The sequence below is a fragment of the Bacillus cereus group sp. BfR-BA-01330 genome (genome assembly GCF_022663885.1).
GTDB classification, from domain to species: Bacteria; Bacillota; Bacilli; order Bacillales; family Bacillaceae_G; genus Bacillus_A; species Bacillus_A cereus.
In genome coordinates, this window is sequence record NZ_JAKUGK010000001.1 from 450,445 (window position 1) to 472,050 (window position 21,606).

A 21,606-nucleotide genomic window follows, 5' to 3' on the forward strand; every position below is an offset into this window, starting at 1 on the left:
AGGGGATAGGTATATGAAAAAAGTATTTGTATTCGTAAGCATTTTCTTTTGTTGTTTCCTTTATAACGTTAAGGAAGGGTTTGCAGCTAGTCCAATGAAACCTAGTTTTGAAGTGAAGTTATTATTGAAGCCAGAACAAGTATTAGGTGATAACAAAGAGATGAAGCAAGAGGTGTTAGAACATTTCCAGGCTGGTACAAAATATGAAAGAATACAAGTGCAATTTTTAGATACTGCGAATAAAAGTTTAAGCGAGGAAGGTTGGTTTGCTAGAATTCGAAAGAAAGAATTTAGTAAAGATTTTGAACTAACATATAAAAAAAGATATCCTATTCCAAATGGTGTAATTCAAGATGCACTAGAAGTAGCTAAAAAAGAAGGATTCGATAGTAATACGGATAGTTATGAGGCGGAAATAGATTGGGGATTTGAGAAGAAAACATTAAGCATTTCAAATAAGAAAAGTTACAGTGCTAAAGGATATGGAATACTTGATTTACCAAATAAACAAGCTGCTCAAAACATGTTAATAGAAAAATTACCAGGGAAAATGAACAAATGGTTGTATACAAATTGGGGAGAAGAGATGTTAAAGAATTCCCGTATTTACGGTCCTGTATTAATGAAACGATATACAGGAGAGTTTGAAAACATAAAAGCAAATATTGAAATTTGGCCATTAAGTAATACAGGGAAATTAGAAGATGACTTCGTAATAGAAGTGTCATTTAAAACAAATGAAGAAAGTATTGCGACAAAACAAAGGGAATTATTAATGGCGGGTTTAGAGAAAAAAGGCTGGTTGTTACCGAAAGATAGTTTGAAGACAGAGCTTATTTTTCAGTAAATAGTAAAAAGGAATCCATATGCCATGGATTCCTTTTTATATATGAGTATTAAGCTAAATCAGCTGACACGAACATATCACTATTTTGAAGGTTTTTAGAGCGTAAACTATAAGCAACTACCTTCTTTTTATATTGTTTTACAACATCAACATGCTCTTCATGACTATAAATATAAAATGTAAAATCTTTTTTACCACGTTTTGCATGGATAATTAAAGGAGTGCCTTCATTATGGGGTGGTGCATAATAGCGATCTAAAAATAAACCTTCGTTAAAATCATGAATAATTTTTGATTTCTGTTTGCCTACTAAGTTATTTCCGTTCATTGTAACAGTCACATTCTCTTCTTCGAGTTGTGGATGTGTTTCAAAGCGACTAATAATGGATTCAATAACAGAGTTAGGAAGGCTAGAAACGATAATTTTAAATGCTCCAAATACAACTAACATTACAATAAACCAAGTCGTCATAGTATATCATCCCCTTTATTCTATTTAATAATATAACTCATATGGTAATAGTACATATGGTGAAGTTTTGTATAATTTGTGAAAAATATGCCATTTTCACGAACGAAATGTTAGAAAAATCAATTTTGTTACAAAAAGTTGAAATCGAAGTATTTTAAAAGAAAAAGGTTTATAATAAAAATATAACTAATAACCACATTACTAATTATAAGGAAGTGTAACTATGAGTACTGTAGCAATCGTATATGGTATTATTCTTTCCACAATTATTGTTTTGTTTTTCGTTGGGGTTTCACGTTATATTCATAAATGGAAAGAAGGCGTTGCGAAATTAAATCACATTGAAGAAGAACTTAGTGATTTAATGTTACATCATGGTAAGTAAACATTTATTTTTTAACTAAACAATGTGAAGAATATCACAAAACGTGCTTTCCTAATGAAGGCATGTTTTTTTTGTTGTTTAAGAAAAGAAGTATTTTTGTATAAATAATCTAATTATTACTTAAAAAGGGAAATTTATTTAGTATAATATATAATATGTTTATTTTAGGGGGAGTATCATGAGGGGATTAAAAGTTGTTGGAATTATAGCTGGAATTACTATAGTAGGCTGTATAGCTTTCTTTTCAGTGAAGGAATATGTCAATTCCAAAGAAGACTCTAATTATGTGCTAAATTACATAAAAGAACATAAGGATGATAAAACAACTTCTTTAATTGTTAAAAGAAATGGTGAAACATTGACATCAATAAATGAAAAAGAAAAATTACCGCTAGCAAGTATGTCGAAAATCGTTATAGCAATTGAATATGCTAAGCAAGTAGCTGAAGGGAAAATAAGAAAAGACGAGAAAATTTCATTGAAAGAATTAGAAAAATACTATGTGAAAAATACTGATGGTGGTGCACACCCTGCATGGCTAGATGATGTAAAAGGTAAAGAGTTAGTGAAGGGTGGTCAAACTTCTTTAGAAGAAGTAGTGAAAGGAATGATCCATTATAGTTCGAATGCGAATGCATCATATTTATTGGACAAGCTTGGAGCAGCGCGGATAAATGAAAGTTTGAAAGAGTTAGGCTTAAATAGTCACGATGAATTTTATCCAACGTATACAGGGGCATTATATATGAGGGGCTATGTTGAAAAAGAACTGCATATTCCTCAAAATAAAGCATTGGACAAGCTACGTAATATGTCTAATGATGAATATGTTAAGCATGTATGGCAAATACATGAATGGATGAAAGACGAGAAAGAATGGACAAAACGCGAGATATCGTTAAAAGCCGATATGGACTTTCAGCGTATTTGGTCAGATCGGTTTATAGGTGCAAATGCGAAGGATTACATGAGTTTACTGGAAAAGATAAATAGCAGAAATTATTTTACACCACAAATGCAAGGTGAGGTTGAGAATATATTTAAAGGAACCGTAGGAGAGGGTATATTCGAATTTGCTGGACAGAAAGGTGGTTCTACGGCATTTGTATTAACAAATAGTTTCTATGGTACTGATAAAAAAGGGAATAAGATTGAGATTGTCTTTATGATGAACAATTTGAGTGAAAAAGCATTTGAAAAACTTCTAAGTAATATGGATTACTTTATTCGAGATATTGTCATAAGTGAGGAATTCAGAAATAAATTATAATGAAATAATTTTATTATGTAAACAAAGGGGCACTTATGAAAAGTGCTCTTTTGTAATACAGGATTTTCCAATCTTATTATTGAATATAGATGGAAAATAAGATTGGAGGTTAAAAAATGACAACAATATATTTCGTTCGCCATGCCCATTCTACATATACAAAAGAAGAACGGGAACGACCTTTATCTGAAAAAGGGCACTGTGATGCAGAAAATGTAACGCATTTATTAAAAGATAAACATATTGATGTTGTTATTTCTAGTCCGTACAAAAGAGCAATCCAAACTGTACAAGGAATTGCGAATACATATAAATTATCAATACAAACAGAAGAAGATTTGCGTGAAAGATTATTGAGCACAGAGCCGGTATCAAATTTTAATGATGCTATGCAGAATGTGTGGGAAGATTGGAGTTTTGCATACGAAGGTGGAGAATCGAATGATATCGCACAAAGGCGCGCTGTAATATGTATACAAAATATATTAAAAAAATATGAAGGTAAGAATATTGTAATAGGTACGCATGGAAATATTATGGTATTACTCATGAATTATTTTAATTCGAAATATGATTTGGAGTTTTGGAAAACACTTCATATGCCTGATGTGTATAAATTAAATTTTGATAAAAATCGTTTCATTTCTGCTGAAAGAATAGAGAAAACAGGTCATCGGTTAAATATTTTGTAAAAGTTTATCAAAAAAAGAGGAAAGAGAGAAGTTATTGTAGAAGTATGACTTTGTAACATAAAAATTATATGTTAAAGGAGGCTGTTTACATGTTTGAGAAAGAGAAAGAAGGGCTTATTGAAGTTCAAAACGTATATGAAATTGCACCAGAAGATGGAACAATCATTGGTATGGCAACGGAAGAAGAAATGGAAATTGCTGCTGAACTAGAGTTACAGTACTATGCCCATTCTCGTTTGTTAGAAGCAAATATTCAGTTAGACGGTTCCTCCTACAAAGAGTTACTTCAGGAGTTCCAGGAGTACGAAAGAAAATCAATGAGCTTTTGGCGAGCGATACATAAACGTTTAGCTGTGCCGTGGGCGTGGGTACTACGTATTGATGTTGCGAATGGCCCTATATATGTAAGTAATGGAAGTTCATATTACGAAGAAATCGATGATGAAGAAGATTATGAATAGATAAGTAAGGAAGCAGCTTTAGTTGCTTCCTTTTTTTATTTGTAAGAAATGAATCGCCTCAATAATAATATCTGGTCGATCATTTTCTATACCGTGACTAGCATGTTCGGCAAGAATATATTGGCTGTTAGTTGAGAGGTGTAATTGTTCGTGAATTAGTTCTTGCCACATTGCTTCAAGTTGTGTTGCTTCCTCTTTTGGCATGCCACCATTAGTCAATTGAGTAATAGAATATTGAGGATCTCTACCGATAACGATTAATGGTATTTCTAATGTTTTACATAGCTCTTTTAGTGAGAGAGCACAGTTTTTCCACTCCGATAGTTCAGAAGCTGTCGCTTTATATAATGAAGGCGAGGTAGAGAATTCAATTTGCTGTTTTGATTGATCGGTGAGAATAGGTTTTAGTTCGTTATAAAGTGTGTCTACATCCATTTTTGAATACATATTATATTTTTGAAACCAAACATCATCAGAATCAGTTTGATCAGAAATTGGTAAATGAAGTTCATCTAAACGGTGTAAGTTCATCGAAGTAGAATCAACTAAAATAAGTGCTTGCAGCTTATCTTCATGTAACATCGCAAAATGTTGTGCACATAATCCTCCATAGGAATGACCGATTAGAATAAATGGTTCTTGAATAGCTAGTTTGTTTAGTAACATATGTAGCTCTTTTGTAACTTGCCTTATTGTACGCGGCTGATTGCCTAAATCACTTTTTCCGTAACCTGGGCGATGGTATGAAACAACTGTAAAGTGCTCTGAAAGCTTTTCTATAATAGGAAACCAATCATAAAATGAGCAAGTCATTCCGGTTTGAATGACTACAGTTTGTTTACCATCTCCTTTTATATGTACTTCTATATTTTGCCCCATTATTTCTACAAATTTATGAATGTTAATTCCTCCTAAGCTTGAAATAATTTTTGACAAGCAAAAACGATACACCAAACACCTATACCAAGTAGGACAGATGTACTAAGTGTAAATGAATTTTTTAAACCAATATAGACAATAAATAATAGTAGTGCTGATGCGGGGAATCCATATAATACCCCTAAAGCAAATTGACTCAATTCTTGTTTATTTCCGCCTTCGAATGAAATCCAAAATAAACTAAGTAAACTTACGAGAGGAAGGGCAGCAATAAAGCCACCTATCGTACTGTAATGTTTAGCGACTTCAGTGATAACGCCGATAATAAGTGCCGAAACGATTATTTTAACGAGGAAATGCATATTTTGCCTCCTTCGCTAATAAGGAAAATGCTTTTTCAATTAATTGTTGTTCTTCTGTTGATAACTGTGATTCTAATATTTTTATCTTTTCTTTATCTAGTAAAGTATGTTTTTCTAATACTTCAATTCCTTCAATTGTTAATGTAAGGTTTACCACTCTTTCATCTTTTTTATTTCTCTCTTTAACGATGAAACCCTTTTGAATAAGGCGTTTTATATGTTCAGATGCTGTGTTATGAGAAAGACTAAGCTCAGTAGCGACTTTTCCAATTGTTATATCTTTCTCACGAGAAACGATTTGTAAAATACGAATTGCTTGGTGGGAAAGGTTGTCCTCGTATTCGTATCGTAAGTGATAATAAATGCTCTCCCAATGTTGATTAATGTTGTACATAATAATAAATCTCCTTTTTATATCGTATAGTAAGATATATTCGTGATTTCAGAAATAAAACCCTTTTATTTGGATAAAAAATGTTGAAAAAGTTTATTTTTATTGAAATATAAGGTAATCTATGTGTAAAGGTATACATTTAGCAAGAGAGAGGATGATAGCTGTGAATACATTCAAATGGATTAGTCATGAACAGATGTATGTAGATGAAATACATGTTGAAAAATGTGGTCCTCTTTCAGTCGGCGTATATGGGGGAAATCAAGAGAGTGATGCATATGAACGAGGAGATGCGGTGCTGGCTTGGTGGGATCCTGAATTACAATTTGAATTTGTTATGATTTTTGATACACATCACAAAACAAAAAATATAGATTATATAATAGAAGCGATTTCGGAAAGAAAAGAAAAACTAAAAGAGTTATTCTCATATCCAATACATTTAGCTTTCCATCATACACATATGTACTTATTAGCGTTATTTACAGATGAGTTATTTATTAAAAAGTGTGATCAAGATGATGAGGAACTCGCTTGCTTAATTTGTTTACGAAAAGGCGAATTTTTATATTGGTTATCAGTTGGTGATTGTTTCGCGTATTTATTCCATTCTGAGAAAACGAAAAATGGAAAAGGACGATTAAATAAACGGAAGAATTACGAATATATTGGCAGGAAAAATATTTTTGCAGCAAATACACCTTGCTTTACGTCAGGTGTAAGAGGATTAGAAAAAGGAATGAATCACATTGTAATGGCAACGGACGGTATTTTAGAGTGTGACAAACGAAGGTTTGATGATGATCAATCTTTAGTAGAAATATTACACGACGGAAATAGCTTGCAGATTGAGCCCGTATTAACAAATGTACTGCAGTGGAAAGGTAGAGACTGTGCCACGATTATTGGATGGTCTATTGATACTGATAATAAACAATGTGCTAATTAATATAAAAGGAGTTCAAGGTTTTTATCCTTGAACTCCTTTTTGTTAAGCAATATGGATGTGATATGTTTTTAACCATTCATTTACTTGTAGCATATACTCCATGGCACTTCTTGCTTCAAAATTGTTAATCTCTTTATTACTTTGATCAGCAATTGAAAGTAAGATGGAATGGTTAATAAGTGAGAAAATAGGATTGTTTTTATTGCTACACATATCAAGTGTTAAATTACGGATTGTTTGTAAGTAGTGTGGATCTTGTGAAGTTGGATAAGCGCTTTTTCTTCTATTACGTACATCGTCAGGTAAAGCTGGTTGTAGTGCTCTACGTAAAATGCCTTTTTCAATATTATCAATACTTTTTATGTTGAAAGGAACATTCCATAAATATTCAACTAATCTATAATCGCAAAACGGTACACGAACTTCAAATCCAACAGCCATACTCATACGATCTTTACGGTCAAGTAAGAAAGGAAGGAATCGTGTTAAAAATAAATAAAACATTTGGCGTTGTTTCGCGGATTTTTTACTTTCCCCTTCAAGAGTAGGTACTTCAAGTATCGCTTCTTGGAATCGTGTATCAATATAGTTTTCTAGATTACATTGGTTACTTACTTCATTTAGTAGAAGAGGAGATGTATTTTTCCAATTTGTTAGCCAAGGAAACTTATCTACATATAGTAATTCTTCTTGATGAAACCAAGGGTATCCACCGAATACTTCATCAGCCGATTCACCGGATAAAGCTACGGTCGCATCTTTTTTCATTTCGCAAAATAGTAAATATAGTGAAGTTTCCATTTCACCAGCACTCGGTAAATCTTTCGCATGAAGGGGAACGAATAAGTGATTTGCTAATTCTTCAGCATTCACAATAATATCATGATGCGCTGTCCCTACATGTTCAGAAACGCGTTTTACCCAAGGAGCGTCTAAACCAGTGCGAGCAAATGTCAGCTCGAAATCTTTTGCACTATTTACAAAGTCAACGGAATACGTATGAAGTGTTTTATTTTCCGCAGCAAATTCTTTACCCGCAAGTGCAGTAATACCGCTAGAGTCTAATCCGCCTGATAACATACAAACGAGAGGAACATCGGCAATTAATTGTCTTTTTACTGTATCTTGTAAAATAGATAAAATATGCGAAGATGTATCTTCTATAGAGTCTGTATGGAACTTACTTTCTAAATTCCAATACTTCGTAACTACTTTTTTATGACGTGTAAATGTTATAGAATGTCCAGCACGTACTTCTTGAATATGTTTAAAGACGCCACATCCTGGAGTGCGAAATAAGCCTAATCCAAATATTTCATTTATTCCACCCGCATCAAGTTCAGCAGGGACAGATGGATGCGCTAATAATGCTTTAATTTCAGAGCCGAAAATAATACTGTCATTTCTTTCTGTGTAAAAGAGTGGTTTTACACCTAAATGATCTCGTGCTAAAAACAATTGTTGCTTCTGATCATCCCATAAGGCAAAAGCGAAAATTCCGTTTAAATATCGCACGCAGTCTTCTTTCCATTCTAAATAAGCATGTAGTAATACTTCTGTATCTGAATGGGTTTCAAATGCATGCCCACATTTTTGAAGCTGCTCTTTAAGTTCACGGAAATTATAAATTTCTCCATTATAGGTAAGAGCATACGTATAATCATCAGCACGGAATGTCTTCGGCTGTGTCCCGCCTTCTGGATCAATTACAATTAAACGCCGGTGTGCAAAGGCCGCATGAGGTGAAAACCAAAATCCTTCAGCATCTGGACCACGATGCTCAATACTATTTGCCATCTTTTTTAAAATAACATGTTGATTTGAAAGGTCTTCCTTCCAATCTACCCAACCTGTAATTCCACACATACACATCTCATCTCCTAAATTAAAATAGTAGATTAACGAAATAAAATGTACACTAAGTTAAAAAGTGACTATATAAATAGTGTACTACATGAATTAAATTACAGACTTGAGAAAATTTTCTTTGAACGCATAGTTATGTGAGACAATGGCTAAGGGAAAGTATTCCATTACATACAAAAAATAAAAAGATGAGAGAAAAAATTTTCTCAGACGTTATATAGGGTGTAAAAGCTTTTACAAAACAATAAGGGGAATCGCTACATGAAATCAAATGAGAAAAATTTTATAAAAAGATTACAGCGGCAAAAAGAAGACGCGTTAGAATTTGTTGTCGATACATACTTACCACTCATAAAGGGGATCACGCATAAAGTTCTACTTCCCATTCAAAATGATGGACTCATAGAGGAATGTATAAACGATATATTTCTTTCCATTTGGAATAACGCAAATAAATTTCATGGAGAGCCGAGTGATTTTAAAAAGTGGATTGCAGCTATTGCAAAGTTTAAAGCAATTGATTATTACCGGAAATCGACTAAAACGGTAGAAATCATTTCAGATGAGTTTCATATCAGTACAGAAAAATCAGCAGAAGACGAATTAATCGTTATGGAAGATAGGGAAGAATTATTGAAGCTCATTAATCAATTAGAACCGCTAGATCAAAAGGTGTTCATTATGAAATATTTACTTGGTATGAAGACAGAGGAAATAGGTGACAAGTTAGGATTAACTCGGGCAGCAATTGATAATCGAGTGTACCGTGGGAAAAAGAAACTACAACAAAATGCTACGAATATTAGTTTTGGAGGTAGTGCAATATGAAAGACATTTATGAACTATTAAATGATATTGATATAGACGAAAAAGAACTAGAAGAAATTGAGGCTTCTGAAATTGAAAAGGAAAAAGTAAAACGAAATGTAAAACAATCGATACGTACGAAGAAAAAGATGAAAAGTTGGAAAAAAGTTGTGGCTGCTGCATCTATTTTAGTAGGATTATCAGTTGCAACACTCGGTATCGGATTTCCTACATATGCGGGGGGATTGCCAATTGTAGGGGACATATTCCGATTTTTAGATAATGGTAGAACAGGGTTATATGAAAATTATAAAGAATTTTCGACTGAGTTGAATATGACGAGAGAGAGTAGTGGAGTTAAGGTTACAATTAATGATGTAATTTCTGATGGCAGAACATTATCTATAACGTATTCACTGGAAAGTGAGCAGGACTTAGGGGAGGATCCTATCATATTAGGGGGATTGGATATAATGGACGCTCATGGTAGTTCAGGCAGTGGTAAAATGACTAAAGTTAATGAAAAAAAGTATGTAGGTATGGTAACAACGACGCATCATGATAGCAATAAAAAGGACAAAGTAAACTTTAGATGGAATATAGAGAGAATAGAGATGCCAGATAGGAAAAAATCAATACAAGGTAATTGGAATTTCGCCTTAACTGTAAAATCAGTGGATAGTAAAGAGAGAACAATTGGTGGGAGTTCGGAAAAAGAAGGTATAAAAGCAAATATGGAAAAGGTCGCAATATCGCCAGTTTCATTTATTCTTTATTACAATCAAGAGGTTTCTAAGGGCGCAAAGAAAGAATGGGATAGTGTAGATGTTGAATTGACGGTTAAGGATGATTTAGGGAATATTTATTCGGGTGAAGGAAATGGGGGAAGTGGCAACGATCCTTACAATATCCATTGGAGTGCCACCTTCCAAAAACTAAACGAAAATGCAACAAAGCTTATCGTTACACCTCGTGTGCACTTGCGAGTACATACACCTGAAAATCATGGTGGAGTAGAGTATGTGAATGGGAAAGAGAAGAAAATAGAAGTGCCGAAAAAAGAAGCGAAGAGTAAAGATATTGTGTTAGATGATATCGTCATTGATTTAAAGAAATAAAAGAGAGACTGCCTAAAACCATTTAGGCAGTCTCTTTTTCGTTAAGAACTAGTAACGAGTAGTGCATGCGGATGCTGCGTTTTATATTCATCTTTCCACGGAATGTTTAGTTGTTCCCATGATTCGCCGCTATCATTGGATTGAAAGACGCCATTGTTATTTAACGTGTAGAACGTATGTGGTTCGGCTTCGTTTGTAGCAAACATCGAAATGACTGTACCGATTGCAGATGGTAGTCCTTGTTGTACTTGCTGGAACGGAGTATCTTTCGTTTTTCGATAAATATAAGATTCATAAGGGATACGGTGATGAGCCAGATCAGCACTCGGTGCAGCTGAAACGAGAATCGTATTGCAATCAGCTGGATCAATTGCCATGCTGTATAAATAATGATGTTCAAGTCCTTCACTACATGAGATCCAGCTGTTTCCATTGTTATAACTTTCAAGATAAGCACGATCAGGTCCGCCCATAAATCCGTCACCACATGATGCATAAAGACGATTTGGTGCTTCAGGGTGCATAAGTAATTGATGAGCATCGATAGGAGCACCGAATTTTTTATCAATCCATGTATGCCCTTTATCATTACTTTGAATAACAGCACCAGCTTCGATTGAAACGTGTATTGTATTAGGGTTGTTTGGATCAACTGTAATCCAGCGTACGTGATGGGTAAAAGGTCTAGGCGGGAAAGCCCACGTATAAGAAGATAATAATGATTTCATATTTTTAAGTTCAGTCCACGTTTCACCACCATTTTCAGAGCGAAATAAAGCGCTCGGTTCTGTGCCGACATAAACGACCCCATATCCGTTCACTTGTTCATTTGAGCTTATTGTTATGGAAGTGATAGAGGAGTGTAAAATACCATCTTCTTTAGGGAAATCAAAGTAACGATAAGAATCTCCAATTGGTCTCCATGAATCCCCGCTATCGTCGCTTAACCATAGACCTCGTCCGAATGTTCCGCAATATACACGGTTTGGGCGGAACGGATCAACAGCGATACAGGTAGGTTGCATATTTTGTAAGTGGTAAGTCGTTTCATAGTTATCATATTGTTCTTTCACTACAACAAGTTCACGTTCCATACAGAGAAATAAACGTTTCATTTTAGTAACCTCCTTAAAAAGTCTTTCATTAGTAAACAATATGAAAATAAAAAAGAAGTAGTCTTGTTTTTATTTGAGAAAAAGGGATTGTCTAAAAAGTAGCGAAGTGTGTATACAGAGGAAGCGGGCGTTTACAATCAGTTGATTCGGGATAAAGATGGGGAGTTTGTTTCATACTAACATACAGATATTGTACTTAAAGGAGTATAAGTATGGGACATTCGCATGATCATGGTCATTCAAAAAATAAAAAGGCATTACTAATTGCCTTCCTACTAACAACAAGTTTTATGATTGCAGAAGTTGTTGGTGGATTTGTAACAAATAGCTTAGCACTACTATCTGACGCGGGGCATATGCTAAGTGATGCAGTATCTTTAGCTTTAAGTTTACTTGCGTTTAAGCTCGGAGAAAAAACAGCAACAACTGTGAAAACATATGGATATAAGCGAGTCGAAATGTTAGCAGCATTATGTAACGGTGTCGTTCTTATTGTCATTTCGGTATACATTTTTATTGAAGCAATCCGTCGTTTTAAAGAACCAGTTGAGATTGCTAGTAATGGGATGCTCATTATTGCAGTCCTTGGTCTGCTTATTAATATTTTATCAGCTTGGATATTAATGAGAGGCGGAGATGTGAAAGGTAATTTGAATTTAAGAAGTGCTTTCCTGCACGTACTAGGCGATTTATTGGGTTCCGTCGGAGCGATTATTGCTGCGTTACTTATTAAATTTTTCGGATGGACTGCTGCAGATGCGATTGCTAGTATTCTTGTGTCTATTTTAGTCATTATTAGTGGATGGCGTGTAACACGTGATACGGTTCATATATTAATGGAAGGTGCACCACAGCACATAAATGTTGAAGAGGTAAAAAGTACATTATTAAATATTCCGATTGTCAAAGAAGTTCATGATTTGCACATATGGTCTGTCACATCGGATTTTCAAGTATTAACTTGCCACTTGATTATTAAAGGGAATGAAACGCAAAGTGTATTAAAAGAGGCTACGTATGTATTAAAGGAGAAGTTTCATGTAGAACATGTCACCATTCAAGTAGAAATAGATGGTGAATTTCATCACGATGAGACAACTTGCAAAGTATGAAAGAAAAAGGATAAGAAAAAGTGTCATAACATTTTTCGCACGGCATACATATATATAATGTGGCCACAAATACTTTGCAAGGTAAATATTTCATGAAATTACTTTACTTATAAAGAGTCATCTTTTATAATCAAAAGTGGTAATTGATAAAGATTATCATTTTCAATGATCGTAGAAAGGAGTTTTTTAAAAGATGAGTAGTCAACTCCGTTTTGCTGTTGAAAATCGTAAGAGGCATTTAATTGATGAGTTAATTGGAGCAGGTGTGTTTAAGATTCGCGACCGACAATTATACGAGCTGTCTTTAGAGGAATTGGAAAAAGAGTACGAAGATATGGAAGATTATGCAAATATTCAGGCGTAGCTATATAGATTAGTAAAAGGAGAGCTGGTTACGATTTTGTGTAACCAGCTCTCTTTTTATTTCGTAGAAATTATTTTTTGTATTTCTTTCATGGGACGGAGCCAGTTTTGGGTCATTATTTGTTCCATTTGTTTTTCGTCCTGCTTCTGTAATGCTTGAATGATAGAGTGATGTTCTTCAATAGATTGACTTGCTGGAACAAAGTTTTGGAAAAACAAATATTCAAGACGTAAAACGTGAAGTTGCATATTTTCTAGAAAGGGTTCAATATATTGGTTTTTAGCAATAGAAGAAATTGTATTGTGGAATTGTATATCTAATTTTAAAGCTTGTTTTGCGTTTTTTTTCTCTATAGAGTGCTGAAAATGATCATTTATTTCAGAAAGTATTTGAATATCAGCGTCTGTAATGTTTTGAAGAGCTTGCTTTCCTATAATAGAGTGAAGACCAGCCATCGTTTCATAAATGATAGATACGTCGTCTAACTTAATAGGAGCAATTTTCGTTTTTTGCCCTGGTACCATTTCCACTAATCCAGAAAGCTCTAATATTTGAAGTGCTTCCCTTACAGGTGTTCTGCTTACTCCTAGTGCCTCAGCCAATTCCCCATCATTAATTTTTTCATTGGGCTTCAGTACACCTTCAATAATCCAATTTTGTAGTTGATTTAAAACGAGTGATTTTGCTGAAATTCTTCCTGGTTTTTTATAATTTTGAGGGACAGGCATAGTGAATTCAATCCTTTCATTGTATATTTTCCTTTTTTGCATGAACAAGCTTTAATTTTTGTTTCCCTTCATCCGGTTTTTGGCTTAAGATGAGCACCATTACAATGACACAAAAAGCGCCTAATAACTGAAAAGATTGAAATGGCACGTGCAATATAAGTACAGAAGAAATAATAGCTGCGAGTGGTTCTGTGCAACCAAATAATGTTGTTTCTTTCGGAGTCAGGTATCGTATGCTGTCTAAGTATAAATAAAAGGCAATAAGTGTCCCGAAAATGACGACAAATATGATGAGCGGTAGGGTACTTAGTTTTACATATTTCATAGTTGATAATAAAATGAATTCGTTTGTAGAAATAAAGTGTACAATCGTTACACCAATACCCCCAATAATCATGCCCCATCCAACGATAACGGAGGAAGACCATTTTTCTAACAATTCCTTTGAATATAAACTATAAAAAGCGAGAGATAATCCAGATAAAATACCCCAAATAATAGCTGGTGTAGAAACAGCCAAGTTATGAACAGACCCGTTTGTTAGTAAGAGAAAAGTGCCTACTAATGAAAGGGTAATTGAAATGAAATCAATTTTTGATGGACGAACGTTCCATTTGAAAAGTAAGTATACAGTGATGAATATAGGAGCTAAATATTGTAATAATGTTGCCACGGCAGCATTTCCCTCTTTAATTGAAGCGAAATACGTATACTGTACAGCAAGCATACCGAATAGACCAAACAAAATCATTTTAATAGCATCAGATTTTTGTTTCCAAATGCCAAATATCTCTTTTTTTCTCGTTCCGAATGAGGAAATAATGAGCAAAATAATTCCAGATATAAGTAAGCGGATCGTAACTAACCATTCGGTTGAAACATTGTCATATTGAAAAAGCTGTTGTGCAGCTGTACCAGACAAGCCCCATAAACAAGCACCGATTATGACCATTATAATTCCTTTTAATCGATTTGAATCCATATGATTTAAAATTCTCCTTTCTAAAAATATAAATTAAATACAATATGCAATATATCACAGAATAACTCGTTAATAAACTGAAATTTCTAATTTTATTTTTTTTATGTATAGTAAAATATTGTAGAGGAGGGGGAGTATATGTTAGCTGGATTTTTAGTTTGTTTATTTGTTGGGTTACTTATCATTTTTTTAGGGTATCAAATACATGTGAAAAAGAGGTTGTTTTTGTTAGCAGGATATCAAGAAGAAACGTTTGTTGGAGATAAAAATAAATTAGCGAAGCTTTCAGGAGCATTTTCTTATATAGTTGGAGTTGCTACTATAATATTACCGCTTGGCTTGGAAAAAATAGGGGATGTAGTTGGTATCGTATATGCTATATTAATTGTTTTAGGTACAATTGTATTTATAATTAAAGCAAACCTATTAAATAAGAGTGCTATAAAGTAAAAAGGCTTCATTCTACTGAAGCCTTTTATTAATTATTATGAAGTATAAGTAAAAGCCGGAATAGGATCAATAAATGTATTCCACTTTTGTCCCATTTCCTTTTCTGTTAATAGACAATCATCTAATGATTGTTCAATCACAGAACGATTCATATCAATACCGATAAATACGAGCTCAGTTATTCGATCTCCATATCGCTCGTCCCAGTTTTTTAATACTTCTGGTTCTTCTGCAATCATTTGATTTCTTTCAGTTTCAGGTAATGCGGCTATCCATTCACCGGCTCCTTGAATTGTAATAGAGGAACCTGCTTGAGATAGAAGCCCTATCATATTATTACGAGATGCCAGCCAGAAGAATCCTTTCGCTCTTACAACATCTAAAGGCCATTTTTCTAGCCAATTCATAAGGCGCTCGGGATGGAAAGGATATTTGCGGCGGTAAACAAAGGAATTGATACTGTATTCTTCCGTTTCCGGTGTATGATGTTCACTATTTAATTCTTGTATCCAGCCGGCCGATTGACTAGCTTCTTCATAATTAAATAGATTTGTGTTTAAAATTTCTTGTAATGGTACTTTGCTAAACGAAGCTTCAAGAATTTTTGCATTAGGATTTAATTTTTTTAGTAAATGATGAAGCTCTATCACATCTTCTTTTTCTAGCAAATCTATTTTATTAAGAATAATTACGTTTGCAAACTCAATTTGATCTATTAATAAATCAATAACTTCCCGGGTATCATTCTCATCGATTGCTTGTTTTCGGTCTAATAAACTTTCTCCGTCTGCAAAATCATCCCAAAACCTATTTGCATCTACAACTGTAACCATCGTATCGAGGCGACAATTTTTTGTTAAATCAATGTTAAGAACTTCGTCTGTATAAGTAAATGTTTGAGCAACTGGAATAGGCTCACTTATACCAGAAGATTCAATAATAATATAGTCAATATCACCATTTTCAACAAGACGATTCACTTCTATCATTAAATCTTCTCGTAGTGTACAACAAATACAGCCATTTTGAATTTCTACTAGTTTTTCCTCCGTACGTGAAAAACCACCCTTTTTTATAAGAGATGCATCAATGTTTACTTCGCTCATGTCATTAACGATGACAGCTACTTTTAAGTTATTCTTATTAGTCAAAATGTGATGTAGTAAGGTAGTTTTTCCAGATCCTAAAAAACCACTTAATACAGTGATAGGTACTTTTTTCATGAAATGATCTCTCCTTTAAATCGTAATGATTACGTTTTATGTTAAACGATGGGAAAAGAAAAAGCAAGAATAAATCATAATGATTACGATTTAAGAATAGAAATAGACTATAAAATTTGTGCTGTAGTATGGAGCATTTGGACAAGCACATGTTTACATATAAATAAAATGGAGGCGAGAAGCTTGGTCTTTAATAGAGTTTCAAAAGAATTAGTAGGCATAGCTCTTATCGCTATGTTTCTCTTTTTATTATTTTTTGTAGATTTTACAAGTCTAGCAAATTTGCACAAAAATATGCCACAGGAATGGTTGAATGTGAATACAGTATTTTTAAGTATCATTTTTGAAGCAATACCCTTTATTTTATTAGGGGTAATTGTTTCTTCATGTATTCAAGTGTTTGTGACAGAAGATATGATTCAAAAAGTAATGCCGAAATCTCCGATTGTTGCAATGATTCCGGCAGTATTTGTGGGAGTTCTTTTTCCAATGTGTGAATGTGTCATTATACCAATTGTAAGAAGGCTCATTCAAAAGGGGTTACCACTTCATGTAGGCATTGTTATTTTACTGAGTGCACCCATTATGAATCCAGTTGTTCTTTTATCTACTGTATATGCGTTTCCAAAAAATGATTACGTTGTATATGCACGCTTTGGGATAACAATTTTAGTTGCTCTATTCATAGGTCTAATTGTGTATTATTGCTATCGCGAAAGAAATGTTTTAAAAGATATAGAGGTTTCAGTTCAAACAAGCAATAAAAAGAGTTGGAAAGATGTTATGAATCATATTGTAGATGAGTTTTTTGATACTGGTAAGTATTTATTGATTGGTGCTTTTTTAGCAAGTGTATTTCAAACGTTTTTTGATCGGAATGTACTGGATGCAGTAGCACATAACGAAGTAATTGCCCCCTTTATTATGATGGGATTTGGTTATGTTTTATCAATTTGCTCTGCAGCCGATGCTTTTATAGCGGCATCTTTTGGACATGTTTTCTCGGTAAAGGCACTTCTCGCATTTCTTGTATTTGGGCCTATGCTTGATATGAAAAATACGTTAATGCTATTTGCATATTTTCAAAAGAGATTTGTATTCTTTTTGATCGGAATTGTCATTGCATCTGTGTATACCATCCTGCAAATCATAATGTTATAGGAGGTGAGAAAGAATGGAGAAAGAGGAGCAGAAGGCATATCATTGCTATATTCGTGGCATTATTTTAATTGGTTTAGCAATGCTCTTATTTAAACTACTTGTAACAGGGAATATTTATAATTTTATAGCTCCAAAAATGATCAAATTTACGTATATAGCTTTTGTAGTAATTTTAATTTTTGGTATTGTACAAGTTTGGAGGGATGGAAGAGAAAAACAGCATGATTGTAATTGTTGTAAACATCATACAACATCAAAATCAGGGATAAAAAGTTTCTTTGTATATGTTTTATTTGTCGTTCCGATAGTTAGTGCTTTTCTCTTTGGAAGTGTAACAATTGATGGAAGTTTAGCAGGAAAAAGGGGTATGAATCAAAGTGTACAGTCGAGAAGTCTGGAAAGGAATGAAAAAGAGGGGGAACAGGTTAAGTTTGATGGGCGAGAAGTATCCGTGGATCCAGAAGAAACATCAAATTTAGCAACGACTTATAAAACGGAAGAGCAAGTAGTAAAAAGTATGTTAGGACAGCGTAAACTACAAGTAAAGGATAAGGACTATGTTCAAACAATGAATGTAATTGGTCAAAATGTTAATTGGTTTAAAGGAAAAGAAATTACATTTTTAGGGTTTATATATAAGGATAAAGATGTGACGGGTAATAAAGCAGTAGTGGCTCGATATGGTATAACTTGTTGTATTGCGGATGCATCAGTCTGGGGGATGATTGTTACTGGGAAAAATATTGAAAAAATTCCAGAAGAAACATGGGTGAAAATAACAGGATTATTAGATGAAACGACATATAAAGGAACAGTCTTTCCACTTGTAAAAGTAAACAAAATCGAGAAAATTAATAAGCCAACTGACCCATATGTATATGAATCTTTACCTCAATAGAAAAGAATAAATTCTTCATATTTTCATGAAATAGAATCATAATCAAGGCGATAAAAAAATAAAGATAAGAGTAATTTGGTTTGTTAAAAATATGTGCAGAAGGAGTTATGCGATGAACTGGGTTACTCATAAACCATCATTTGAATTTGAAACATTTAGTCCTATTATTCGGTCACAATCTGCGTGGAGTGGACATTTAGATTTTGCATATGACTTAGTACGATTTGAAAAACCAGAAACTTTAGTTGAGTTAGGTACACATCTAGGTGCTTCTTTCTTCAGTTTTTGTCAAGGAGTAAAAGATGGAGGGTTATCGACTAAATGCTTTGCAGTAGATACTTGGGCTGGAGATGGGCATACAGGTCCATATGGAGAAGGGGTTTTTCAAATAGTAGAAAAAGTAGTGAGCGATAACTACCTTAATATAGGAAATTTAATTCGATCTACTTTTGATGATGCTGTAGACCGGTTTCAAGATGAAACGATAAATCTTTTGCATATTGATGGCTATCATACGTATGAAGCTGTTTCTCACGATTATAATACATGGCTACCGAAAGTCGCGAAAAACGGTATTGTATTATTTCATGATATTGAAGTTAGAAGTGGTGATTTCGGCGTGTATAAGTTTTGGGATGAGGTAAAAGCGAAGTACCCTCATTTTCAATTTGCACATTCATATGGACTGGGAGTGTTATTTCCGAAGGGTTGTAGTGATAAGTTTGAGGAAATACTTAAAAATAAAGAAAAAATACAAAATATGTATAAATAAAGATAGGGCATGCATCATTTTAAGGATGTGTGCCCTATTTTTTATGTAGAAAATAATGGTGTGAATTAAAAAGTGAAGATAGTTGTAAAAAGTTTTGTTGCAGCAAATATTAAAAAAGTTAGTATGGGATTGTTCCTTGTAAATAAAGTGAAGCTTTAATATGTTCATATCGATTCGGAATTTTACAGTAGTTAATTTCTTACCTAAGTGCTTTGCACTTACTGAATTTTAAGGCGGAGGTCTTATTGGCCAAAAATATCGGGATAAATAAAAATACAACATTTTTTATATTTTTCATTGCGAAAAACGTAATCTACTTTTACAATAGAAAGGGTTGTGAATATATTATACTGGAAAAATAAATCGAAATAATATGAAAATTTTGTTTTGTCTTCGCTAATTGTATATTACATACATGTAAGACGACATACGTCATGTTATCGACTTGTAAGGAGAGAAAAAAATGAAAAGTGTAAGATTACCATCGATGCTAGAAATCATAGTTCTTTTATTACTATTTCTTGCTGTTGTCTTTTCCTTCCAAACGATTTTTGATCTCCCAATTCAATTAGCGCTATTTATTTCATGGTTTTTAGTAATTGCGCTTGGATTAAGATTAGGATTTCGTTATCAAGAATTGCAAGATGCAATTACGAAAGGGATTTCTAACGGATTAGAAGCGATACTGATTTTAGTTGCAGTAGGTGCTTTAATTGGAACATGGATTGCTGGTGGGGTAGTACCAACATTAATCTATTATGGATTAGAATTTATTCACCCTAGCATATTCCTATTAGCAACATTAATTATTTGTTCTATAACTTCTATCGCAACAGGAACGTCTTGGGGAACAGTGGGAACAGCAGGTATTGCTATGATGGCGATTGGTGAAGGACTTGGTTTACCACTTCCGCTTGTTGCTGGTGCAGTTCTTTCAGGAGCTTATTTCGGCGACAAATTATCACCACTTTCTGATAGCACAGTTCTTGCAGCTTCTATGGCGAAAGTAGATGTTATTGCTCACGTTCGAGCTATGCTCGTATTAGATGTTCCGGCTTATATTATTACTAGTATTATGTTTACTGTAGCTGGTTGGATGTATGGCGGCGATAATGTAGATTTGAATCGAGTAGAATTTTTAAAAGAAGCTTTATTAAAGCAATTTGATATTAAAATATGGATGCTTGTTCCGGCGGTCATTGTTATCGTTCTATTAGCGATGAAGAAACCGTCTATGCCAACAATTGCAATGGGAGCTTTAATTGGTGCAATTTGGGCAACTCTTTTCCAAGGGATGAACTTTGGAGAGGCGATTGGAACAGCTTATAACGGATTCTCAATTCAATCTGGTGTTGAGTTTGTTGACAAGTTATTAAACCGTGGTGGAATTAACGGCATGCTTGGCTCAGTAGCCGTTATTATTTTCGGTTTAGGATTTGGTGGATTACTTGAAAAACTAGGTGTTTTAAAAGTAATCGTATCAAAATTTGAGAAGAAATTAAATTCTGCAGGTAATGTAACATTGTCTACATTAATCGTGGCATTCTTAGCTAATATATTTGGTTGTGCGATGTATGTATCACTAATTTTAACACCAAAAATTATGGAAGATAGCTATGATAAATTAAAAATAGACCGTCGTGTATTAGCGCGTAACTCAGAAGTAGGTGGAACGTTAACTTCAGGTATGGTTCCATGGTCTGATAATGGTATTTTTATGGCTGGTATTTTAGGTGTAGCAACGTTCTCATACGTTCCGTTTATGTGGTTAAGCTTCGTATCGTTAATTTTAGCAGTTATTTACGGATATACAGGCAAATTCATCTGGTATGTAGATGATGCAGATAAAGGAAAGCAAGCATTATAAAATAAAAATCACCTTCTACAATATGTAGAAGGTGATTTTTATTTTTTAATAGCATTTGCTGAAGTTATTTCATTCTCATATTTAGCAATTTTTTGTTGTATCTTTTTTAAGTTTTTTTCAGTGTCTTGCATGAGCTGTAAGACATTGGTCTCCTGTTGTTTCATTAATTCTAACCTTTGAAGGATGGTAGATTCTCCTTCCATAGACCAGTCGATAAATTGTTTTATTTTTTGAATTGGCATACTGGTGTTTTTTAAACACAAAATCATTTCTAAATATTTCAGTGCTTCTTCATCAAAAACTCGATCTCCTTTTTCGTTTCTTTGCAGAAAAGGAAACAGTCCTTGTTTATCGTAATAACGTATTTGAGAAATAGTTAAATGTTGCATTTTGGCGACTTGCCCAATTGTATAATACATATCATTCATCCTT

General features: G+C 33.7%; 26 protein-coding genes. 16 read left to right on the forward strand and 10 right to left on the reverse strand.

The window, feature by feature from the left end:
* Positions 1–13: 13 nt before the first annotated feature.
* Positions 14–847, forward strand: a complete 834-nt coding sequence (locus MR112_RS02430; RefSeq protein ID WP_016124357.1) for a hypothetical protein — start codon at positions 14–16, stop codon at positions 845–847.
* Between the two features lie 49 nt (positions 848–896).
* Here the strand turns inward: MR112_RS02430 and MR112_RS02435 are convergent, their stop codons facing one another.
* A complete protein-coding gene (locus MR112_RS02435) occupies positions 897–1,319 on the reverse strand; it encodes a YfmQ family protein (RefSeq protein ID WP_065212097.1) in 423 nt (140 codons plus the stop codon).
* A gap of 41 nt (positions 1,320–1,360) precedes the next feature.
* On the opposite strand from MR112_RS02435, the gene MR112_RS02440 reads away from it, so the two are divergent.
* From MR112_RS02440 to MR112_RS02460, 5 genes are all read left to right on the forward strand, one after another.
* On the forward strand, positions 1,361–1,477 hold the full coding sequence (locus tag MR112_RS02440; RefSeq protein WP_001987133.1) for a hypothetical protein: 117 nt from the start codon (positions 1,361–1,363) through the stop codon (positions 1,475–1,477).
* A gap of 65 nt (positions 1,478–1,542) precedes the next feature.
* Complete coding sequence (locus MR112_RS02445) at positions 1,543–1,704, forward strand: hypothetical protein (RefSeq protein ID WP_000108701.1); 162 nt, start codon at positions 1,543–1,545, stop codon at positions 1,702–1,704.
* A gap of 178 nt (positions 1,705–1,882) precedes the next feature.
* Positions 1,883–2,974 (forward strand): serine hydrolase, encoded by a 1,092-nt coding sequence (locus MR112_RS02450; protein WP_001214673.1) that lies wholly within the window; start codon positions 1,883–1,885, stop codon positions 2,972–2,974.
* A gap of 116 nt (positions 2,975–3,090) precedes the next feature.
* Positions 3,091–3,666, forward strand: coding sequence for a histidine phosphatase family protein (locus tag MR112_RS02455; RefSeq protein WP_044306862.1), 576 nt, complete (start codon positions 3,091–3,093; stop codon positions 3,664–3,666).
* 89 nt (positions 3,667–3,755) lie between these two features.
* Complete coding sequence (locus MR112_RS02460) at positions 3,756–4,127, forward strand: hypothetical protein (protein ID WP_000461779.1); 372 nt, start codon at positions 3,756–3,758, stop codon at positions 4,125–4,127.
* Positions 4,128–4,145: 18 nt separating this feature from the next.
* On the opposite strand, the gene MR112_RS02465 is transcribed toward MR112_RS02460, so the two are convergent.
* Genes MR112_RS02465 through MR112_RS02475 form a run of 3 tightly spaced genes read right to left on the reverse strand, consistent with a single transcriptional unit; the run spans position 4,146 to position 5,762 of the window.
* Positions 4,146–5,078, reverse strand: coding sequence for an alpha/beta fold hydrolase (locus tag MR112_RS02465; protein WP_002179077.1), 933 nt, complete (start codon positions 5,076–5,078; stop codon positions 4,146–4,148).
* Complete coding sequence (locus MR112_RS02470) at positions 5,039–5,368, reverse strand: DUF3147 family protein (RefSeq protein ID WP_000545608.1); 330 nt, start codon at positions 5,366–5,368, stop codon at positions 5,039–5,041. The genes MR112_RS02465 and MR112_RS02470 overlap by 40 nt, the downstream gene beginning before the upstream one ends.
* Positions 5,352–5,762 (reverse strand): MarR family winged helix-turn-helix transcriptional regulator, encoded by a 411-nt coding sequence (locus MR112_RS02475; RefSeq protein ID WP_000282376.1) that lies wholly within the window; start codon positions 5,760–5,762, stop codon positions 5,352–5,354. Before MR112_RS02475 ends, MR112_RS02470 begins: the two co-directional genes overlap by 17 nt.
* Before the next feature lie 121 nt (positions 5,763–5,883).
* Here MR112_RS02475 and MR112_RS02480 point away from each other — a divergent pair, with 121 nt between their 5' ends.
* Positions 5,884–6,711 carry a PP2C family serine/threonine-protein phosphatase gene (locus tag MR112_RS02480; RefSeq protein ID WP_002040904.1) on the forward strand — a complete coding sequence of 276 codons (828 nt, stop codon included), beginning with the start codon at positions 5,884–5,886 and terminating at the stop codon, positions 6,709–6,711.
* 42 nt (positions 6,712–6,753) lie between these two features.
* On the opposite strand, the gene asnB is transcribed toward MR112_RS02480, so the two are convergent.
* Positions 6,754–8,577, reverse strand: a complete 1,824-nt coding sequence (gene asnB / locus MR112_RS02485; RefSeq protein WP_242244748.1) for an asparagine synthase (glutamine-hydrolyzing) — start codon at positions 8,575–8,577, stop codon at positions 6,754–6,756.
* A 261-nt stretch (positions 8,578–8,838) separates the two neighbouring features.
* On the opposite strand from asnB, the gene MR112_RS02490 reads away from it, so the two are divergent.
* Both MR112_RS02490 and MR112_RS02495 read left to right on the forward strand, forming a co-directional pair.
* Positions 8,839–9,405 carry a sigma-70 family RNA polymerase sigma factor gene (locus tag MR112_RS02490; RefSeq protein WP_000840007.1) on the forward strand — a complete coding sequence of 189 codons (567 nt, stop codon included), beginning with the start codon at positions 8,839–8,841 and terminating at the stop codon, positions 9,403–9,405.
* Entirely contained in the window at positions 9,402–10,502 is a 1,101-nt protein-coding gene (locus MR112_RS02495; RefSeq protein WP_242244749.1) for a DUF4179 domain-containing protein, read from the forward strand. Before MR112_RS02490 ends, MR112_RS02495 begins: the two co-directional genes overlap by 4 nt.
* 41 nt (positions 10,503–10,543) lie before the next feature.
* On the opposite strand, the gene MR112_RS02500 is transcribed toward MR112_RS02495, so the two are convergent.
* Entirely contained in the window at positions 10,544–11,617 is a 1,074-nt protein-coding gene (locus MR112_RS02500) for a WD40/YVTN/BNR-like repeat-containing protein (protein ID WP_000825323.1), read from the reverse strand.
* A gap of 212 nt (positions 11,618–11,829) precedes the next feature.
* Here MR112_RS02500 and MR112_RS02505 point away from each other — a divergent pair, with 212 nt between their 5' ends.
* Entirely contained in the window at positions 11,830–12,729 is a 900-nt protein-coding gene (locus MR112_RS02505; RefSeq protein ID WP_000510038.1) for a cation diffusion facilitator family transporter, read from the forward strand.
* 193 nt (positions 12,730–12,922) lie between these two features.
* Positions 12,923–13,093: a Fur-regulated basic protein FbpA gene (fbpA, locus tag MR112_RS02510; protein WP_000098302.1), complete on the forward strand. Its 171-nt coding sequence runs from the start codon at positions 12,923–12,925 to the stop codon at positions 13,091–13,093.
* 56 nt (positions 13,094–13,149) lie between these two features.
* Here the strand turns inward: fbpA and MR112_RS02515 are convergent, their stop codons facing one another.
* Both MR112_RS02515 and MR112_RS02520 read right to left on the reverse strand, forming a co-directional pair.
* Complete coding sequence (locus MR112_RS02515) at positions 13,150–13,821, reverse strand: GntR family transcriptional regulator (RefSeq protein WP_002040907.1); 672 nt, start codon at positions 13,819–13,821, stop codon at positions 13,150–13,152.
* Positions 13,822–13,837: 16 nt separating this feature from the next.
* Positions 13,838–14,803: a DMT family transporter gene (locus tag MR112_RS02520; protein WP_000378077.1), complete on the reverse strand. Its 966-nt coding sequence runs from the start codon at positions 14,801–14,803 to the stop codon at positions 13,838–13,840.
* A gap of 138 nt (positions 14,804–14,941) precedes the next feature.
* Between MR112_RS02520 and MR112_RS02525 the strand changes: the two genes are divergently transcribed.
* On the forward strand, positions 14,942–15,253 hold the full coding sequence (locus MR112_RS02525) for a DUF3784 domain-containing protein (RefSeq protein WP_000879373.1): 312 nt from the start codon (positions 14,942–14,944) through the stop codon (positions 15,251–15,253).
* A 35-nt stretch (positions 15,254–15,288) separates the two neighbouring features.
* Here the strand turns inward: MR112_RS02525 and MR112_RS02530 are convergent, their stop codons facing one another.
* Complete coding sequence (locus MR112_RS02530) at positions 15,289–16,476, reverse strand: GTP-binding protein (RefSeq protein ID WP_000757668.1); 1,188 nt, start codon at positions 16,474–16,476, stop codon at positions 15,289–15,291.
* Positions 16,477–16,644: 168 nt separating this feature from the next.
* On the opposite strand from MR112_RS02530, the gene MR112_RS02535 reads away from it, so the two are divergent.
* The 4 genes from MR112_RS02535 (at position 16,645) to nhaC (ending at position 21,174) form a co-directional block, all read left to right on the forward strand.
* Positions 16,645–17,637, forward strand: coding sequence for a permease (locus MR112_RS02535; RefSeq protein WP_170871713.1), 993 nt, complete (start codon positions 16,645–16,647; stop codon positions 17,635–17,637).
* A 13-nt stretch (positions 17,638–17,650) separates the two neighbouring features.
* Positions 17,651–18,535 carry a TIGR03943 family putative permease subunit gene (locus tag MR112_RS02540; RefSeq protein ID WP_134207726.1) on the forward strand — a complete coding sequence of 295 codons (885 nt, stop codon included), beginning with the start codon at positions 17,651–17,653 and terminating at the stop codon, positions 18,533–18,535.
* A gap of 112 nt (positions 18,536–18,647) precedes the next feature.
* Positions 18,648–19,307, forward strand: coding sequence for a class I SAM-dependent methyltransferase (locus tag MR112_RS02545; RefSeq protein WP_088349704.1), 660 nt, complete (start codon positions 18,648–18,650; stop codon positions 19,305–19,307).
* Between the two features lie 463 nt (positions 19,308–19,770).
* Positions 19,771–21,174 (forward strand): Na+/H+ antiporter NhaC, encoded by a 1,404-nt coding sequence (gene nhaC, locus MR112_RS02550; RefSeq protein WP_134207725.1) that lies wholly within the window; start codon positions 19,771–19,773, stop codon positions 21,172–21,174.
* Between the two features lie 38 nt (positions 21,175–21,212).
* Here the strand turns inward: nhaC and MR112_RS02555 are convergent, their stop codons facing one another.
* The gene (locus MR112_RS02555; protein WP_012593198.1) at positions 21,213–21,593 is read right to left on the reverse strand and encodes a MerR family transcriptional regulator; all 381 of its coding nucleotides are present in this window, start codon (positions 21,591–21,593) and stop codon (positions 21,213–21,215) included.
* Positions 21,594–21,606 lie beyond the last annotated feature (13 nt).

Coding starts and splice junctions, on each gene's coding strand:
- MR112_RS02530 (WP_000757668.1), bottom strand. CDS start 16,476: ATGAAAAAAGTACCTATCACTGTATTAAGTGGTTTTTTAGGATCTGGA.
- fbpA (WP_000098302.1), top strand. CDS start 12,923: ATGAGTAGTCAACTCCGTTTTGCTGTTGAAAATCGTAAGAGGCATTTA.
- MR112_RS02535 (WP_170871713.1), top strand. CDS start 16,645: ATGGAGGCGAGAAGCTTGGTCTTTAATAGAGTTTCAAAAGAATTAGTA.
- MR112_RS02460 (WP_000461779.1), top strand. CDS start 3,756: ATGTTTGAGAAAGAGAAAGAAGGGCTTATTGAAGTTCAAAACGTATAT.
- MR112_RS02505 (WP_000510038.1), top strand. CDS start 11,830: ATGGGACATTCGCATGATCATGGTCATTCAAAAAATAAAAAGGCATTA.
- nhaC (WP_134207725.1), top strand. CDS start 19,771: ATGAAAAGTGTAAGATTACCATCGATGCTAGAAATCATAGTTCTTTTA.
- MR112_RS02435 (WP_065212097.1), bottom strand. CDS start 1,319: ATGACGACTTGGTTTATTGTAATGTTAGTTGTATTTGGAGCATTTAAA.
- MR112_RS02430 (WP_016124357.1), top strand. CDS start 14: ATGAAAAAAGTATTTGTATTCGTAAGCATTTTCTTTTGTTGTTTCCTT.
- MR112_RS02500 (WP_000825323.1), bottom strand. CDS start 11,617: ATGAAACGTTTATTTCTCTGTATGGAACGTGAACTTGTTGTAGTGAAA.
- MR112_RS02470 (WP_000545608.1), bottom strand. CDS start 5,368: ATGCATTTCCTCGTTAAAATAATCGTTTCGGCACTTATTATCGGCGTT.
- MR112_RS02520 (WP_000378077.1), bottom strand. CDS start 14,803: ATGGATTCAAATCGATTAAAAGGAATTATAATGGTCATAATCGGTGCT.
- MR112_RS02495 (WP_242244749.1), top strand. CDS start 9,402: ATGAAAGACATTTATGAACTATTAAATGATATTGATATAGACGAAAAA.
- MR112_RS02450 (WP_001214673.1), top strand. CDS start 1,883: ATGAGGGGATTAAAAGTTGTTGGAATTATAGCTGGAATTACTATAGTA.
- MR112_RS02475 (WP_000282376.1), bottom strand. CDS start 5,762: ATGTACAACATTAATCAACATTGGGAGAGCATTTATTATCACTTACGA.
- MR112_RS02445 (WP_000108701.1), top strand. CDS start 1,543: ATGAGTACTGTAGCAATCGTATATGGTATTATTCTTTCCACAATTATT.
- MR112_RS02490 (WP_000840007.1), top strand. CDS start 8,839: ATGAAATCAAATGAGAAAAATTTTATAAAAAGATTACAGCGGCAAAAA.
- MR112_RS02515 (WP_002040907.1), bottom strand. CDS start 13,821: ATGCCTGTCCCTCAAAATTATAAAAAACCAGGAAGAATTTCAGCAAAA.
- asnB (WP_242244748.1), bottom strand. CDS start 8,577: ATGTGTGGAATTACAGGTTGGGTAGATTGGAAGGAAGACCTTTCAAAT.
- MR112_RS02545 (WP_088349704.1), top strand. CDS start 18,648: ATGAACTGGGTTACTCATAAACCATCATTTGAATTTGAAACATTTAGT.
- MR112_RS02555 (WP_012593198.1), bottom strand. CDS start 21,593: ATGTATTATACAATTGGGCAAGTCGCCAAAATGCAACATTTAACTATT.
- MR112_RS02480 (WP_002040904.1), top strand. CDS start 5,884: ATGTGTAAAGGTATACATTTAGCAAGAGAGAGGATGATAGCTGTGAAT.
- MR112_RS02540 (WP_134207726.1), top strand. CDS start 17,651: ATGGAGAAAGAGGAGCAGAAGGCATATCATTGCTATATTCGTGGCATT.
- MR112_RS02525 (WP_000879373.1), top strand. CDS start 14,942: ATGTTAGCTGGATTTTTAGTTTGTTTATTTGTTGGGTTACTTATCATT.
- MR112_RS02455 (WP_044306862.1), top strand. CDS start 3,091: ATGACAACAATATATTTCGTTCGCCATGCCCATTCTACATATACAAAA.
- MR112_RS02440 (WP_001987133.1), top strand. CDS start 1,361: ATGGTAATAGTACATATGGTGAAGTTTTGTATAATTTGTGAAAAATAT.